Annotated in this window: 16 protein-coding genes; 3 read left to right on the top strand and 13 right to left on the bottom strand. The window is 46.6% G+C overall.

Annotation, left to right across the window (positions count from 1 at the left end; genetic code table 11):
- Window positions 1–34: 34 nt before the first annotated feature.
- The 6 genes from H3H32_RS31500 to H3H32_RS31480 form a co-directional block, all read right to left on the bottom strand.
- On the bottom strand, window positions 35–838 hold the full coding sequence (locus tag H3H32_RS31500) for a hypothetical protein (RefSeq protein WP_182459699.1): 804 nt from the start codon (window positions 836–838) through the stop codon (window positions 35–37).
- Window positions 839–890: 52 nt separating this feature from the next.
- The gene (locus tag H3H32_RS31495) at window positions 891–1,655 is read right to left on the bottom strand and encodes a glycosyltransferase family 2 protein (protein ID WP_182459698.1); all 765 of its coding nucleotides are present in this window, start codon (window positions 1,653–1,655) and stop codon (window positions 891–893) included.
- A gap of 274 nt (window positions 1,656–1,929) precedes the next feature.
- The gene (locus H3H32_RS31490) at window positions 1,930–2,334 is read right to left on the bottom strand and encodes a DUF2304 domain-containing protein (protein WP_111346286.1); all 405 of its coding nucleotides are present in this window, start codon (window positions 2,332–2,334) and stop codon (window positions 1,930–1,932) included.
- A 1-nt stretch (window position 2,335) separates the two neighbouring features.
- Window positions 2,336–3,088, bottom strand: a complete 753-nt coding sequence (locus H3H32_RS31485; RefSeq protein WP_182459697.1) for a glycosyltransferase family 2 protein — start codon at window positions 3,086–3,088, stop codon at window positions 2,336–2,338.
- The gene (locus H3H32_RS37660) at window positions 3,088–3,363 is read right to left on the bottom strand and encodes a DUF7654 domain-containing protein (RefSeq protein ID WP_240543555.1); all 276 of its coding nucleotides are present in this window, start codon (window positions 3,361–3,363) and stop codon (window positions 3,088–3,090) included. The genes H3H32_RS31485 and H3H32_RS37660 overlap by 1 nt, the downstream gene beginning before the upstream one ends.
- A complete protein-coding gene (locus tag H3H32_RS31480; protein WP_240543554.1) occupies window positions 3,350–5,167 on the bottom strand; it encodes a DUF7657 domain-containing protein in 1,818 nt (605 codons plus the stop codon). Before H3H32_RS31480 ends, H3H32_RS37660 begins: the two co-directional genes overlap by 14 nt.
- A 131-nt stretch (window positions 5,168–5,298) precedes the next feature.
- On the opposite strand from H3H32_RS31480, the gene H3H32_RS31475 reads away from it, so the two are divergent.
- Window positions 5,299–6,324, top strand: a complete 1,026-nt coding sequence (locus H3H32_RS31475; RefSeq protein ID WP_182459696.1) for a lysylphosphatidylglycerol synthase transmembrane domain-containing protein — start codon at window positions 5,299–5,301, stop codon at window positions 6,322–6,324.
- Window positions 6,325–6,424: 100 nt separating this feature from the next.
- On the top strand, window positions 6,425–8,020 hold the full coding sequence (locus H3H32_RS31470; RefSeq protein ID WP_182459695.1) for a M28 family peptidase: 1,596 nt from the start codon (window positions 6,425–6,427) through the stop codon (window positions 8,018–8,020).
- Between the two features lie 69 nt (window positions 8,021–8,089).
- On the opposite strand, the gene H3H32_RS31465 is transcribed toward H3H32_RS31470, so the two are convergent.
- The 6 genes from H3H32_RS31465 to H3H32_RS31440 all read right to left on the bottom strand — a co-directional run bounded on the left by H3H32_RS31465 (window position 8,090) and on the right by H3H32_RS31440 (window position 14,601).
- On the bottom strand, window positions 8,090–8,419 hold the full coding sequence (locus H3H32_RS31465) for an AtuA-related protein (RefSeq protein ID WP_182459694.1): 330 nt from the start codon (window positions 8,417–8,419) through the stop codon (window positions 8,090–8,092).
- On the bottom strand, window positions 8,416–9,738 hold the full coding sequence (locus tag H3H32_RS31460; RefSeq protein WP_182459693.1) for an acyclic terpene utilization AtuA family protein: 1,323 nt from the start codon (window positions 9,736–9,738) through the stop codon (window positions 8,416–8,418). The genes H3H32_RS31465 and H3H32_RS31460 overlap by 4 nt, the downstream gene beginning before the upstream one ends.
- Window positions 9,735–11,030, bottom strand: coding sequence for a CitMHS family transporter (locus H3H32_RS31455; protein WP_182459692.1), 1,296 nt, complete (start codon window positions 11,028–11,030; stop codon window positions 9,735–9,737). The genes H3H32_RS31460 and H3H32_RS31455 overlap by 4 nt, the downstream gene beginning before the upstream one ends.
- Before the next feature lie 112 nt (window positions 11,031–11,142).
- Window positions 11,143–12,756: a carboxylesterase/lipase family protein gene (locus tag H3H32_RS31450; protein ID WP_182459691.1), complete on the bottom strand. Its 1,614-nt coding sequence runs from the start codon at window positions 12,754–12,756 to the stop codon at window positions 11,143–11,145.
- 74 nt (window positions 12,757–12,830) lie between these two features.
- Window positions 12,831–13,712, bottom strand: coding sequence for an alpha/beta hydrolase (locus H3H32_RS31445; RefSeq protein WP_182459690.1), 882 nt, complete (start codon window positions 13,710–13,712; stop codon window positions 12,831–12,833).
- A gap of 4 nt (window positions 13,713–13,716) precedes the next feature.
- Entirely contained in the window at window positions 13,717–14,601 is an 885-nt protein-coding gene (locus H3H32_RS31440) for an alpha/beta hydrolase (protein WP_182459689.1), read from the bottom strand.
- Window positions 14,602–14,799: 198 nt separating this feature from the next.
- Between H3H32_RS31440 and H3H32_RS31435 the strand changes: the two genes are divergently transcribed.
- On the top strand, window positions 14,800–16,056 hold the full coding sequence (locus H3H32_RS31435) for a hypothetical protein (protein WP_182459688.1): 1,257 nt from the start codon (window positions 14,800–14,802) through the stop codon (window positions 16,054–16,056).
- 358 nt (window positions 16,057–16,414) lie between these two features.
- On the opposite strand, the gene H3H32_RS31430 is transcribed toward H3H32_RS31435, so the two are convergent.
- Window positions 16,415–16,825: a helix-turn-helix domain-containing protein gene (locus H3H32_RS31430; protein ID WP_182459687.1), complete on the bottom strand. Its 411-nt coding sequence runs from the start codon at window positions 16,823–16,825 to the stop codon at window positions 16,415–16,417.
- Window positions 16,826–16,983 lie beyond the last annotated feature (158 nt).

The raw sequence follows: 16,983 nt of genomic DNA, 5'->3' as shown, positions 1-16,983 counted from the left end.
TAATCTATCATTCTATATTCATCGCATTCCTAGCTTACTTTTTAAGGGTGGTTTTTAACACCTCATTCTCTTTCTGTATTAAAGCCAGTTTTTTATCTAAATCAATGATATACAGCGTTAATTCTTCGATCTTTTGCAACAATAGTGTATTAAATTCGGCTAATCGAACGCCTTTCTCCGTTTCTGAAGCTGCGGGAACATCGGGTAAATGCTTATTTTGATTAATGTACTTCTCTACTTCTGTAAGAGAACGTAGTTTATAGGCCGCATTGAAAACATGGTCTGCTGATACATTTTTGGTGACTATATCTTCAGTCAGAATTATACCATCTACAATGAGTTTTGCATTTGCATCCTGAGAGAAATTATTAGTACCAATACCTAAGCGACCATCTAAAAATTGATTACCGACTACGTGCAAACGAGCCTGAGGAAGCGATGTTCCAACCCCAAGTCCTAAATTACCATTGGGCATTAAAGCCATTAATGTAGTACCAAAGTAATTATTAGGAGCTCGATATAACCACTGAAATAACTGGTTCTCACCGCCCCGTAAATCCATCCGAAAAGCTACTCCCTGATCACTATAGTTTGCATTTGGCGCCCGATTATTTATATCAAAATTCAACAGAGGAGTTGTTGTGCCTGCTAACTCGGTAAACAATCCCATCGGGAGCACGGCATTTGATATCTGGATATTTCCGTTAACATCTAGTTGGCTATTAGGCGTTTTTGTATTAATACCAACATAGCCATTTGGGGTAAAAGTAATTTGTCCAAAACAAGATGGTAGTATTGAAATTAATAAGTAAACTAACAAAGAGTAGCCTTTTTTCATGATGGTGATATTTTTTCAATGGTGTTACAAGAATCGTAATATTTCATCAATTTTACTTAACAAACTGATAAATTGAGGTTATTGCTTGATTGTGCAATCTATGTAGCCAACGAATAGGCATACCAGACCAATACTGGCTAAATGTCTGATAATCTTCGTCGAATTGCCGCCTATATTGATTCCCTCCTTTAGACTCAGCATGAATACGAAAGGCTGTTAAGGATTGTGATAGAATAGCTGGTGATTGCAGTTGTTGTAAACGCAACCACCAGTCATAGTCCATAGTGTAATGCAGTGACTCTGTTAAGAAACCTAATTGAGCATGCACATCCCTACGCCAGAAAGTAGAAGGTTGGCAAATAGCATTGGTCATGCCTAAATAGAGTGCTGGAGTGAGGGAACGAAGCAGTCGTTTATAGTGTCGCACTGGCTGCTGAATAGGCATTCCTAGTTGGTCAACAATTTGGCAATCACCAGTAAGCCAGAGTTGATTAGGATTGCGGGCAAAAAAATCACCTACTAATGCTAGAGTACCCGGAAGAAAATAATCATCCGAATTAAGCCAACATACAATATCGCCGGTAGCCATCTGTAGCCCTTTATTGATTGCATCAGTTTGGCCACTATCCCGTTCAGCAATTAGTATGAGTCGGTCTTTATACGCCCTGATTATAGGCAAGGTATTGTCTGTCGAAAGACCATCAATCACAATGTATTCAACCTGAGGATAATCCTGGGCCAAGACCGATTCAATCGTTTGTCGAATAAACTTTGCCTGATTGTATGATGGTGTAATAACACTAATAGAAGGAAGCATAGTTACTCAATAATTATCCTGGATTTTGGTTCGTTTACCATAATGGGTTTCAGGGTTCAAGTCGTTTTTTACCTAAGTAAACATTTTAATCTGACTTTGAAGCTGGGAAATAACCAAAGCAAGCGAAATCTGTTTCAACGCTCTGCGCCAGACAGAAAAGAGGATCAATTCAAGCGTACAGGTAATCCTTAGAATGTAATATACTTCCTGTGTAGACACTCTTTTACAAAAGATCAATACTACATAGGCTTACTACAAAGTCGTCCTAGCGTACTTATTTCTCATGTACGGCCACGGCAGCATTAGCTTCCAGGATGGGCATACCGGCTCGAATATCACTCAGTTCTTTCTTCATCATAGCCATTTCGTGGCTCAGATCCTTGATCTGGTTTTGCAGTTTTGAGTTGACAACTGATAGGTGAACCAGAAAGACAATAATCGCAAAAATCGCGGCCAAAAAGATCAGCGATGGCGGATAATAAACACCCAGTAACAACGAAATCTGCTCCAGCCCTTTACGCCAGATCGCAAATACGATCAGAATAACAGTGCAAAGAATCCAGATAATGGAATATTCCTCCCGCAGTCGTCCCTGAACGATCAGCCGGAAAATCATAATCATGAAGATTGCTGCTCCTAGCAAACTAATGATTTGAATGGTAATTGATAATGAGGCCATATCAGTTCGTTAGGTTAACCCGCTTATTGAACAGACGGATATAGACAAACAAAATGCCGAGCGTAACTTTCAGCATATAATAGACGGCCCGGCCCGTATTGATCGACGAAACGCCCCCCTGTCGCTCCCGCATGGTTACCGGAACTTCTACGATGCGTAGATTATATAAACCAAACTGCACAATAGACTCTGGCTCAGGATACTCGTCGGGATAATAGGTGTTCACTATTTTCAGCGTCCGCCGATTAAACGCCCGAAAACCTGACGTACTATCGTAAATAGCCCGCCGAATCAGCATAAAGTTAAGCCTCCGAAAATAATTGATCCCGATCCGTCGGAGTGCCGTCGACTGAAAGCCCGCTTTCTCCAGAAAGCGTGAACCAATGATGACATCACCCTGACCTTCAACCATAGGCTGTAAGATTTTGATCAGTTCATTGGCCGGATGCTGCCCATCGCCATCCATTTGCACAGCAATGTCGTAGCCATTTCGATAGGCATATTTATACCCTGCCTGCATAGCACCGCCAATGCCCAGATTGACCGGCAAGTCAAGATACAGGCAATTGAGCCCCCGAATAACGGCCATTGAGCTATCCGTCGAACAATCATTAACGACCAAAATATCCAGCCGCAAATTGAATTGAAGCTTCACCTGATTGATCTCCCGAACAACGGTCGCAATAGCTGCTTCTTCGTTGAAACAGGGCACCACAATCAGGATGCGGGGATCAGTTATGGCCTGCGTTTCCATTAATCGTTAATTCGATAAATTGTGATTGACCCCAGTGTCGATACCAGTTTCATACACCGTATTTCGGCAGGCTGCGTTGGATGATCGAAAATGATATACTTCACATTGAGTTGCTTTAACCGAGGAGAGCAGGGGTCCATAGCAACCGTATACCCGTCTTCGAATGTATTCTGAATAATAACGGAATCGCGACCGTCTACATAACTGGTATATACTGTGTGCGCATATCGGTTGTATGCAGAATCACGCTTCATAGCTGGATCAAGTACTTTCATAATTGGGCGGGGGGGGAGTATATTTAACCCCGCTCAATACATCGACCCCAGTTGCCGTAACCATGTAGGCAACGTATTGGCCTCCAAAAACAGCCCACTTTGCAGCTGGTTCCTGTTCGTGAATGGACTGCACTGTTTTATAGAGCTGGTGCTCCGTAATGGGTGTCATACCCTTGGAAACAGGGTTTATTTTTAGGTTAGGCAGCAAAAACAGCATCATGGCTCCCCCAAAATATAGGTTTCGATACGGCAGCGCCCAGCTAAAAAGTAACAGGGAGCCGACAACCGTAAAAAACACGATTGGCAGAAACAGTTGTGACATCTTGAAAAATCCAGCCGAATCCTCCACATTCAGATTAGCGGCATAAATCATAAAGCCTAGTACTGCAGCTACGCCAATACCCGTATACAAGGTATGGGTTCGAATCGGAATCGTTGTCAGGTAATACAAATACGCAATCGTCAGTAAAACGTTGCCGATACCAAATGGAATCTGCGTTCGGCGGGTAGGGCTCATATTCCAGAGCGTCAACTTGGCCAGCCACGCCGGAAATCCGACTTCGATCCAGACATAACCAATAATGACAAACACACTGAGCAATAACACAACCCAGTCCACTTTACGTTTCAGGGTAAAACTGATAATAGCACAGGGAATAATAATGGGCGCAAACGTAATATACTGCGACAACTCACAGGAATTCAGCCAATTGGACGGGAATTTCGAGTCTGAGATTGACCAGCTAAAGTATTCGGAAAACCAGTTGGCAATGAATCCGGTACCACCCAGCTCACTACGCTTGCCTGGATAAACCGTATTCATGATGGCATCCAGCGAAGGCTTCACGTCGGTATAGTAAGCGAAGAAAGCTGCTCCCGTTAGAACAAGCGCCAAGGCAACGCCCCCAACTTTTATTGGCCATTGGCCCAGCATTCGCTTAAGATCAAGATTGTTTAGCAGGTAGCCTAGTAGCAGAAAGGCGAGCACATAGCCTAGTGGAACCTGATAAGGAGGATACAAAATCAGCGCATAATTCATTAATAGCCAGGCCAACGCAACTGAACTCACTAAAATCTGTTTCGTATTCTGGCTATAAATCAAATAAACAACCGCTACAAAAATTAGCCCCATAGCGGCAATCATGGGCGTTGGAATATACATCCAGGATTGCGTGCCCGACGACAGAAAAAGCCAGGCACTCCCAAAAACCGACAGCCAGAAATTGTTGCGCGTAAGGAGCAATAACATGAGCGTGGCCCCAATCAGGGCAAACATGACCCTGAAATTATTCATCCAGGCGTAGCCACGCTCTACATCCAGAATAAAAAAGCCCCAATGATCCGGTTTGAATAGCTCACTAAAGTGCTTTGATGGGGTAACCAGTATAGGTGCTTTTTCGCCCCCAATGGTCAGGTTTTCGGTGGGGAACCCTTTGTTTGCCTGCGACAGAATCCAGGGTGTACCAACGGCATAATCATCCATTCGAATCCGGCGGGGTTCGCCCGAGATAAGTCCACGACGGGGATTACTGCCGTCAGGCATAAGTTGATTCCACATCGCCAACGACATAGAATGGATTTTTGCCAGGGTAAGCAAGACAAATAACCCCACAAAAATGCCCATGAACCACTTTAGCCGCTTATCGAACCGAATCAGTTCAAAGGGCTTATGGATGGGTAAAATCTCAGTAGGTTGCGTTGGAGCGGTGGGTTGAGAACGAGTCGGCGTCGGCTGAGACTTTGGCTGATTAACAACCGGGCTGGCCGCTGTAACGACAGGCTGGCCTTTCCTTTTCTTCGACATGAGTTAAACTACGGAAGGGTTTCTCGAATTGGGTTGATAATTGAGGGTTACTCAATTATCAAACTTACTAATACCGTGCCAGTTTAGCCAACATCTGGCATTTTGTTTATCAAAATACCTAATTTGCCATCATGGTGAAAGGATTTTTTCGGCGGGTCGTGCCGATCATGCTGGCTCTGGGATTGCTCTGGTATGTACTGAAAGATGTACCGCTAACAGAACTGGCATCGCAATTTCGTCAGGCCGATAGCCGCTGGTTACTTATTGCCGGGCTACTTATTGTTATTTTTCACCTCATTCGGGCTGCTCGCTGGCAACTCGCGTTGCAGGCACTTGGCTTTTATCCTTCGCTCTTTCGAACAGCCATTGCCCTACTGGCAGGTACGCTGGCCAGCATGCTGGTTCCTGGCGCGGGCGAGTTGACGCGCTGTGGTACCTTACAGCGTACGGACGGCGTTCCATTAGCGCAGGGTTTTGGTTCTGTAGTAGCCGAACGCATTATTGATCTGCTTATGCTGGTGGTAGTCATTGGCCTTACGGTGCTCCTTGAATTCAAGCGGGCAGGCCAGTATATTCTTGGCCTTCTATCACCTCTTGTAAAGAGGCTTACAACCAGCGGTCAGTCAACGACCCTCCTGATCGTTGCCTTCATCAGCTTCTTCACGTTACTTGTTCTTTTATACTGGCTTTTACGAAGTGCCGCCTTCTGGCAGCACCGACTCGTCATTCGAGTCGTTAACATTGCCCATGAGGTTAAACGAGGATTTCTGAGTATTCAACAGCTTAAACGACCGGGCTTATTCATAATGCTGACGAGTATTAGTTACGGGCTCATTTTCTTAACAACATACACCTTATTTTTCGCCTTACCTCAAACAAGACAACTCCCCCCAAATGCCGCCTTAACGATATTAACGGTCAGCTCTTTAGGTGGTTTAGCCGTACCTACCCAGGGGGGCATTGGCACCTATCACTTCCTGGTTAGCCGCGCCTTGGTTCTATACGGTATGTCCCTTACAGATGGGGTTATTGTGGCCACGTTTCTACACGCGATTCAAACCGGTTTTTCACTCCTGCTGAGCAGTTTGAGTTTTCTGGCTATTCCCATTTTAATTACGAATCGACAGAAAAAACAGGAGGCTGATTTAGTGAAGTAATTTTTTCGGAAATTAGAGGCTAAATGTTCCAATAGAACGCTGATTTTCACAATCAATTAGGATTAATCAGCAGTCTGTTATCTATAACAAAAAACGTTTAATGACTTCTCAACAATTATTGCTGGCTGCAAGCCTAATCAGCTTGCCTTTTGCTAGTATCGCTCAGGACAAGTTTGCCAATACTATTACGGCGGCCGACCTTGAAAAACACCTCCGTATCTTGGCCGCCGATGACATGGAAGGCCGTGAAACCGGAACCCGTGGTCAGCGCAAAGCGGCTGATTATATCGCCAGTCAGTTTACAGCTGAGGGACTCAAGCCAATCGTTAAGGAAGCGGATGGCAAGCTGGGCTATCTGCAACCCTATACACTCTACAAAAAAAACTGGGGTGATTTTTACGTTAGTGCCGGTGGTAAACGATTTGAACCCCAGAAAGACTTTATGCCCAATGGGCTGCTCTATTTGCCTACCGAAACAACGTATGAGACCGTGTTTGCTGGCTATGGCATTGGCGAGACGAATTATGACGATTATGCCGGACGCGATGTGAAAGGGAAGGCCGTAGTTGTGCTGGATGATGAGCCTAAAGCGGCCGATGGCAAAAAGTTGGTGAGTGGAACCAGCGATGCCTCCAAATGGGGCGGGCCAAACGGCTGGCGGGCCAAGAGTCTTTTGGCCAAAGAGAAAGGAGCCGCTCAACTGTTTATCGTCTCCGCGGAGTCAGCCGAAGCGTTTAAGCAGTTGCTCACCCAGCGAAGTGCCATGCAGGCCCGGTTCAATCGACTGAGCCTGAAACCTGGCGCTGAGAATGTAGGTTCTGTTGGTGTATTTCTGATCACCTCCGATATGGCAGCTGCCCTACTCAACACCTCTGCGGCTACGCTGAACCAAACGATGACTCAGCTCGCTCAAGCAACGAAACCGATAGCGTCGTCCTTGACTGGAAGTATTGAGATGAAAGCAGACCGAGTCGATGAGAAAACGGAGTCATCGAACGTACTGGGCTTTATTGAAGGAACTGACAAAAAAGACGAAGTGCTAGTCGTCTCGTCGCACTACGACCATATTGGCATTAGCGCCGATGGGCAAATTAATAACGGGGCCAATGACGATGGCTCGGGAACAGTATCGGTTCTGGAAATTGCGCAGGCGTTTGCTAAAGCCAAAGCCGCCGGAAAAGGCCCTCGCCGGTCCATTTTGTTTCTGACTGTATCCGGAGAAGAGAAGGGGCTGCTAGGGTCGCAGTATTACGCCGATATGAGTCCGGTAATCCCACTGGAGAAAACCGTTGCGGATTTAAACATCGACATGGTCGGTCGTGTCGATGATATCCATCTGGGCAAATCGGATAACTACATTTATGTGATCGGCTCCGATAAACTTTCGTCGGAACTGCACAAGATCAGCGAAGAGACGAATCAGAAGTACATCAAGATGGATCTGGATTACAAGTACAACGATCCGCAGGATTCGCAGCGGATTTACTACCGCTCCGACCACTACAACTTCGCGAAGCACAAAATCCCCATTATCTTCTACTTCAACGGCTTACACCCCGATTACCACAAGCCAACGGATGATATCGAGAAAATCGACTTCAAATTGGCCGAGAAATCAGCCCGCCTGGTGTTCTACACCGCCTGGGAAATCGCCAACCGCGACCAGCGTTTAGTAGTCGATAGCAACAAGCAGTAAGCTAGTTAATGGATACTGAATAATGTACAATGGATAATGGCTGATGCATGACTAATTATCCATTGTACATTATTCAGTATCCATTAATTCAGTATCTACCCACATTTCCAGCAACGCATAACTCAAACTTTTGCCATGCGTATCCATCGTTAGCGAGGTTGTAACACCACCCGTTAGTGCCTGCTGACACACAAACTGAAGCGCCGGTAGATTAGGCAGTTCATAGCGGGTTATCTCTCCCTTAACAATGTATTCCAGGTGTCGACTGACTGCTTCGGCGGTTACCCTGGTGCATAGCAATGGATAATCATCGGCATTATATGGAATGAGCGATAAGGTCAATGTATTGCCTTTATCCCCTGCCCTACTGTGGGCAATATCATATAGCTTTATTCTCATGATTTAAGGACGGTGATACTAGCTGTTATTTTTTGGCGATCCATAAGCGTCGATACAATACCCACGACTTCATGAATGTACTTTCGGGCTCCTCCCCCGCCAGCTGGGCCATTTGTATAGAGAGCTTCTACCTCTTCACCTACTAAAGCTGCTTGTTGGAGCGATGCTGCTCTACCTGCTACCCGAAGCCGGATTTCATAGGGGTCGGGATAGTGCCCAAAGTTTGTACGATGCACCGATGTACTGCCGATGTAATCAATTCGTAGGTCAGTAAAGCGATCCTGCAATCGCTCCTGAATAATCGAACCGGCTAATTGCGCCCGGCCTAAGGCATTCGATCCGGCATAAGAAATTTCACCTTCGCCAATAAAACCGGCTTCGTAACCCACGCTTACTTTCAACGTATTTGGACGATTTTGGCCTCGTCCACCTGTAGCACACACCTGATCAGAGCCTATTTCTTCCAGACGTACCTGCGTAAAATCGGCAATAACATCAGGCGTTATGTATCGACTGGGGTCCATCACTTCGTACAGAAGTTGTTCTTTAGCAGTAGCAGCAGTCAAAGTCCCTCCCGTTCCTGCCACTTTACTAAAAATGGCCGTCCCATCTGGTGAAACATCAGCAAATGGGTGACCCAGGTGTGCCATATCGGGAACATCCTTACGGCCGGGATCAACGAAATAGCCGCCGGTTAGCTGTCCTGCACATTCCAGCAAATGCCCGATCACTGTTCCCTGACCAATCTGATTACTATCATCCAGCGACCATCCAAATTCGTGTACCAACGGGGAGACAAAAAGCGACGGATCGGCACAACGGCCCGTAATAATAATGTCGGCATTCGTAGCTAAGGATGGTAAAATGGCATCGGTACCTAAATAGGCATTTGCCGAAACAAGAGCACCAGAATCCGTTAACGACTTGCCCGTTTCAAGTGCCGTTTCATTACCTGATAACAGATTAAAAACATCATCTCCCGTGACAGCGGCTACAGTTACGGATAACTTTAATCGCTGAGCGATCTCAACAATTTTCTGAGCCGCTGCTAGTGGATTCGCGGCACCCATGTTGGTAATCAGGCGAACCTTTTTTTCAAGTAAATGGGGTAATAGGCTTTCGATTCGGCGTTCCAGTAATGGGTCGTAACCCAGTGCAGGGTCCTGGCGTTTTCGTTTTTGGGCCAGCGCAATGGTTCGTTCTGCCAGACATTCAAGCACGAGGTAATCTAATTGTCCCTGTTGAACCAGAATAAGCGCTGGTTCGAGTCGGTCGCCGGAAAAACCAGCCCCGCACCCAATCCGAATGTGTTGTTTCATAGGTGAATCGAACCGGTTAACAGAGCCGCCAGCGTCATAACCAGCGTTGTGCCGAAGGCCCATTTCAGAATAAATTTCTGATGATCGCCCAAATCCACTTCGGCCAGACCAACCAGCAAAAAAGTTGAGGCTGTTAGCGGGCTAACTGGAAAGCCAACCGTCATTTGTCCCAACAAAGCTGCCCGCCCAATTTCTAAGGGATCGATACCAAACTGAGTAGCCGTTTGGCTTAGAATCGGGACTACGCCAAAATAATAGGCGTCGGGCGTAAAGAGCAGACTGGCAGGCATACTGGTGATAGCGGTGAGTGTTGGTAACCAGGCCGCGTGCTGTTCAGGAATGAGCGAAACCAGTGAGGTCGCCATCGCGTCGATCATTTTAGAGCCCGTTAGAACTCCCGAAAACACGCCCGCAGCGAAGATCATACTCGACACCATGAAAATGTTGTTGCCGTGGCTCCTGAGCACTTTTTGCTGATCCGGTAGCTGCGGGTAATTGATCAACAGGACGACAACGACGGCCACAATGAACAGGGCAGGGGCAGGCACCCAACCTTTCATGAGCGTGACGATCAGGCCAATTGTCAGCAGCGCATTGATCCAGAACAGTTTCGGGCGACGCAGTTGCGTTTGCTGCTCGGTCAGGTTTTCATGATGAGCATAGTGCAAATCGATGACTCCCAGGCGTTTTCGCTCTTTCAGGCCAAACCAATAGGCAACAAACAATACCCAACAGATACCGGCAATGATGGCGGGGATGTTCGGATTGACGAGTTGGGTAGCATCTGTTTTCAGCGTTGAAATAGCCCGTGCAGAAGTCCCCGACCACGGCACCAGGTGCATGGGCCCCACGCTCAACGCCACAATACCCGGTAGCGTCAGGCGATTGATGTTCAGTTGTTTATAGATCGGCAGAAACGCCGACATCACGATCATAAACGTAGCCGTACCGTCGCCATCCAGGTGAACAATCATCGTTAAGATGGCCGTTCCAACAATTACTTTCAGCGGATCACCTTTGACAAAGCGAATAATGCCCACAATAATGGGGTCGAATAAGCCCGCGTCGAGCATCGTCGCAAAATATAATACGGCGAACATCAACAGAATGCCCGTTGGCGCTACCTGCTTTATACCTGCCAGAATCATCTCTCCAAGCTCTTTGGGATTGAATCCGGCGACAAAGCCCATTATGACCGGCACGAGTACGAGCGCCGTTATGACCGACAGTCGCTTGGTAATAATCAGGACTAGAAAAACACCAATGGTGGCAAAGCCAAGTAGAGCCAGCATGATTCGGATTCGAAGGTGTGCAAAAACTTTTTCCTGACAGGATTGACAGGATAAACAGGATTTTCTTCTGGTCTTAAATCCAGTTTTATCCTGTCAATCCTGTCAAAACTTTTTACATCGACTTGCCGGTAGCAATCTGCAACAACTCCTTATCGGGATTATTTTTTACCTGGTTCGTATTATCGAAGATCATCGTAGCGCCACTCTCAGCGTTGTATTGAGGCCATGTCGGCAAGCCTTTGTGATTTGGGTTGCCTGTTCGGGCGAAGGCAATCCAGGCGCGACTCATTTTGTCGGCCAGCGTGTGAGCTTCTTTGCCACCACCGGTCATTTCTTCGCAACGACTGATGTTGTCGAATACGAACGGAATTTCCATGCAGTGCATGGCTTTATAAGCGCCGTCCAACACGGGTGACTGCCAGGTAAACAGGTACATATAGACCGGAGCGGCCCCTGGAATCGCTTTAGCATTTGCCTGCCGGACGGTAAGCGGCCGGAAGTTGAAATCAAGGTCAATGTAATCCGATGGCTTCACGGTTTCTGGGTACGCCTTCTTCACCGCTGCCAGATAAGCATCCGTTTTGTCGCCGTATTTCTTTTGTAGGTTCGCTTTAGCAGCTTCCATCGAAATATCACGGGTAGCTGGATTGAAGGGTGTAAACTCGTTTTTAGTCGACCCAACGAGTAGCGGAATGTCTTTTGAAAGGGCTATAGCGGCTGGCTCTGATGGCTGATACGGAAGGAAATTTCCATCATGAATGGGGCCCCAGCCTAGTCCGAAGGCGGGCCGACCTTCGCCTTTCATACTGTCCGATACTTTACGAAGTGCTTTTTTACCAGCTGCATTCAAACGCTCATACGATATTTTTTGCAGCGAATCGACCTGATTAGGTTGGAGGTTCAGTTCTTCCAACAAGGCCGCGCTTACTTTCTTCATTACATCACTTTCTGCGAAGCTGGTTATGTAGCTACCACTCTGCACGATGGCCTTATGAAATAGTCCTTTTGCAGAAGGCGCGTTCATTAACGAAGTCACTTTGCCGCCCCCACCCGACTGACCGAAGATGGTTACGTTGCCCGGATCACCCCCAAATTGAGCAATGTTCTGCTTCACCCATTGCAAGGCCGACACTAAATCCATCAGACCCGCATTAGCCGAATTTTTGTACTTTTCCCCATAGGCCGACAAGTCGGAAAAGCCTAGAATGTTCAGACGGTGGTTTACCGTTACGACAACGACATCGCCCTTTTTGGTCAGGTTTTCGCCATCGTACGATGGTAATTCAACTGAAGAACCAGCGGTAAAACCACCCCCATGCAGCCAAACCATAACCGGCCGCTTTTTCGCATTGCTGATTTCAGGTGTCCAGACGTTCAGACTAAGGCAATTCTCGTTGGTATAGCCCCAGTCATGATGAAACGGAAACTCGATTTCATCGTTTGTCGTCGTGGTTACATCCATTGGGCAAACCGGGCCATAGGTCATTGATGAGCGAACACCCGTCCACGAATCAGGTTTCGTTGGCGCCATGAATCGCTCAGCTTTGGCGTACGGAATTCCTTTGAAGGTAAATGTACCATTGTGAATGTAGCCCCGAACGCTTCCTGATTCGGTGGGTACGGTGGCAATGCCTTTGCCCGCCATGATGGGGTCTTTGGCTTGCCCAATGGCCAACAGTGGCAGCACGAGTGCCATCAGAATTAATAGACTTGATTTGGTATTCATAGGTTGGTTTAGGGGAATTGACTGATTGATTTAGTTATGTTTAGTAGACAATTAGGCGAGCCAATAAGCATCCGTTAATCGTTCATTACCCCATTCATTTTCAGAATTTTACTAAAAAACAATAATTGGTAAGGCAGTGAATTTCCCCAGTAATCCCAGGTATGGGCGCCGGGTCGTTCAATGTAGTCGTGGGGTGTTTTGTTTTCCATGAGCTGACGGTGCAGATCACGATTTCCCTCGATCAGAAAATCATCGACCCCGATGTCGAAAATCAAGGGCAGGTTATTGGCTTTTAGCTTGTCGGCTAGTGTCACCATTGTGTAGCCGGGATAGGGAGAATTGCCTTCTTTTGGCGGGCCGAGCAGTTTGACAAAGTTTTCGGAGCGGGACTTGGCAAAATCGGCGGGCACTTTCCAGGTGGCGGTGTTGATGTTCATGACCCCACTCATGCTTCCAGCCGCAGCGTACAGATCAGGGTGACGACTGGAGATAAACATGGCCCCGTGTCCCCCCATCGACAATCCGGCAATAATGCGTCCTCTACGCTCCCGAACGGTCCGGTAGGTATTATCAATTTTATCGATTAACTCTTTGGAAATAAAGGTTTCGAATTGGCTGCTTTTGACAAGTGGGCTATCGAAATAATAGCTGGTTGGGTCGCCGTCGGGGGTTACGATGATAATGTTGTACTGATCGGCTAATTGGTGGAGCAGAGTTTTATCAGGCACCTTGGTCAGCCAGTCACGAAAACTACCAGTACCGCCGTGGAGCAGATAGAGCACCGGAAACGGCTGTTTGGCCTTTTTATACTTCGCAGGAAGTACCACTGCCGCCCGAAGCGTTCGGTTCATAGCGGCACTGGGTACATCCAGTGTATCTACTTTGGCAGCCCATGAAGGCAACGAAAGCAGACCGATTACGAGAATTAAAAATAGGTTGGTAGAAATTCGACGCATTGGCTTATTGAACAGTCGTCCCGTTCGCTTTCAGTACGTTAGCAAAAAATAAAACATGATTCGGGAGTGAGTTTTGCCAGTAGTCCCAACTGTGTCCACCCGGACGTTCACTGTAATCGTGCGGAGTTTGGTTAAAAACTAATCGGCGGTGGAGTTCACGGTTGGGTTCAATCAGAAAATCATCGACGCCACAATCGATCACCAATTTCAGCCCGTTGGTTTTCATTTTGTCGGCCATATTCACCACCGAATACGCGCCATAACTGTCGGGCGATTGTTCGATTGGGCCTAAAATTTTCTCAAACTCTCCTTTTATATTTTTAGCCATATCGGGCAGAAGTTTCCAACTAGCCATGTCCAGATTCAGGGCACCACTCATGCTTCCGGCTGCGCAATACAAATCCGGGTGGCGTGTTGCTAGATACAACGACCCATAGCCACCCATCGACAAACCCGTAATAACTCGCCCTTTACTGGTGTTCACGGTGCGGTACGTTTTGTCGATTTTATCAATGACTTCCTTCGTCAGGTAGGTTTCAAACTGGCTATCTTTAACTACTGGGCTATCCAGATAATAGCTAAAGATTTCGCCTTCCGGCATCACAATGATGAGATTATACTGATCGGCCAGTCGGTGAAGCAGGGTTTTATCGGGCGTTTTGGTGATCCAATCATTGAAATGGCCATAGCCGCCGTGAAGCAGATATAGTACCGGATAGTTCGTTTTGCTTTTTTTCGTAGACTGATAGGATTCAGGTAATACAACTACCGCCCGCAGATTTTTCTTCATCACGGCACTCGGAATATCGAGTGAATCCACCTTCGCACAGAAAGCTGATACCGACAGAATTTGCAGACTAATACAAAGGAGTAAACGGAAAAAGTACATGCTTTACGGTTCTCTATAAACGTTGGCAATTTGATCGATATGCAAAAAGGCCTTCAGATCGACCCTCAAATATATCCTATTACTTCACCTGTTCGTCATATATAATTATCCGACCTACTTTATAAATGAACCTGTATCTTTAGGGAATTTTATAAATGTTAATAAATTTCCATAAACGACTCACAACAAGTCATTTGCATGAAGCTGAAGACAGGCAAAGAGGAGATTGCGTACTTACTTGAGCAAGTAATCGAGAAGTACCAACTTGCCACAGGTCAACGAATCGTACGGAATACCAATCCGAAAAACTACGAAGAAGTAGCCAAAACCCTCAGCACCATTAGCAACGAATTGCCGAATACAGCTCAGCAATTAGGGCACGATCCATACCCACCCGACCCAAATCCCAGGCAACTCGAATACCCCCACCGGAAGTACGATATTACGGGTGTTCAGCTTAAAGATGCCTATAATCGCCTGGTCGCAAATCCACGATCGTTTCTGATCGACGCGAGTTACATTTATTTATATGGTATAGGACGCAAAGGGTTCGAGCAAAATCCGCTGGATTCTAATCTGGTTGAAGGGTCAGAAGCCTCACTGACATTACTTAAAGACGAACAGGAAGCTCTCCGACAAGAGTTAGCTGCTTGTCGGCAAGAGCTGGCGACTACAAGTACTCAACTAAATGCGGCATTCAAAAAGCAGAAGAAGACCTGGGTGGTTGGTTTATTAAGCACACTCGCCATACTAGTATTTGTCAGTGCGTACTGGCTCTCCGAGCGGATGGAATGGGCAACGATTCGCAACGATCTGAATATTCTCCCCTATCAACCCACACAGGCCGAAATTGATAGTTTGTCGGGAATCTGGCTGTATTATACGGGCGCTCCTCAGGCAAGAGGGAATGACCCCAATCGGTACCATCAGGTGGCCAACAACCTCGTTGAGATCACCTACAAAAATGGCTATTTCACCTTTTACCGACACGGGGCCAACATCGACCACATCGGTTACGTACAGTTTGAATCGCCGTCGCTGGTTTCCATTTATTCGCGGGTAAAGAATAATACGGGCAAGGTAGAATCGCCAATCCACGCGTTGTTGCGATTAGACAAGGGCAAAGGCTATCTGACAAGCATCGCCACTACCTGGAGCTTCGATACGGGCAAAAGCAACGACATGATTGGGATACGGAATGTGTTTATCAAGCAGGGCAACGGCGGCACGCTCGAAGAAATCACCAATACGCCCGAAAACGCCAACTGCCACTGCAAGATCATGAAGTGGCAGTCGGCGAACCGAAGCAAGACGTTTCAGTTGAAATACAGGCTACTGGATACGCTGACCGATGAATCGCTGAAAAAGTTGATTGATGAAAAAAGTATCCTCCTACGAGAGCCTCAGGAGGGGCTTATTCTCACTCCCGAATCAATACAGGGGCAAAAGCGCTAAGTTCTTTGTGGCTGTATTAACAGAGCTTTCGCGCTTATCGATATCCTCGGTCTGTGTCCTCACCACAGCTATCAGGTTAAAACACCTAAAGTATATATACACCTCTAACACAGGTTAATCAGCCCTGTGAGGGCGCCCTGTCAATAGATATTTTGCCTACTAAAAGCTCCCAGCGCCGTAGGTGCGGCCTAATGTTGTCCATATAGGTCGCACCTACGGCGCTGGGAGTTATGTCCAATCTTCTTTTCTATTAACAGGTCACTCCTAACGGAGTTTCAAACAGGCAAAAAAGATTTGGATATACTCTAGGTGTCCTTACAGACCGATGATATCAGAGCTAACTTACCCTCCCCCTCGACTATTTGATAACCCACTGCTGAAATCCGCTTTGAAGTTTTTCAAGATCTAAAAGCGACCAGTCATCATCTAATCGTTTGGCCATATTGACTGTTTTAATTTGACATAAGCGCTCCACTTGTCGGCGTTCGGGACTGGGTAATTGTTGTAGATAAGTGATCAGCTCGACAACTGTACCGTGCATCTGAATGCAGCTGCGGGTGGGCAAATGGTAATGCATAGCTAAAAGCTCTATTTCACTAATGCGCCATAGTTTAGGATTCTGATAGCGGTTTCGAACACTGTTGTGACTTAACCCTACTATATTGCCAAGGGTACTGGTACTTTGCTTTTCCTGGTGAGTTTTTTGTAACACCGCCCTGGAAAGATTAAAGAACGAGTTCAATGAATTGAGAAAAACGGTAGCAGGCATAAGTCAAGTTTTATACGGCAGGTATTTAGGAAACTAATCAATCGTACTGTGGGTAAAATTCTGGCACAAGGGAGTTTGATCACTTGTGCCAGATGTATCCAAGACTTTCACGCTAAGCCGAGCCACGGTTAGTCCTAGCGCTTAATTAAACCGTGGCA

The organism is Spirosoma foliorum (assembly GCF_014117325.1).
Taxonomy (GTDB): domain Bacteria; phylum Bacteroidota; class Bacteroidia; order Cytophagales; family Spirosomataceae; genus Spirosoma; species Spirosoma foliorum.
The sequence above is the reverse complement of the archived record's forward strand: the minus strand, read 5'-3'. Positions and strand labels throughout refer to the sequence as shown.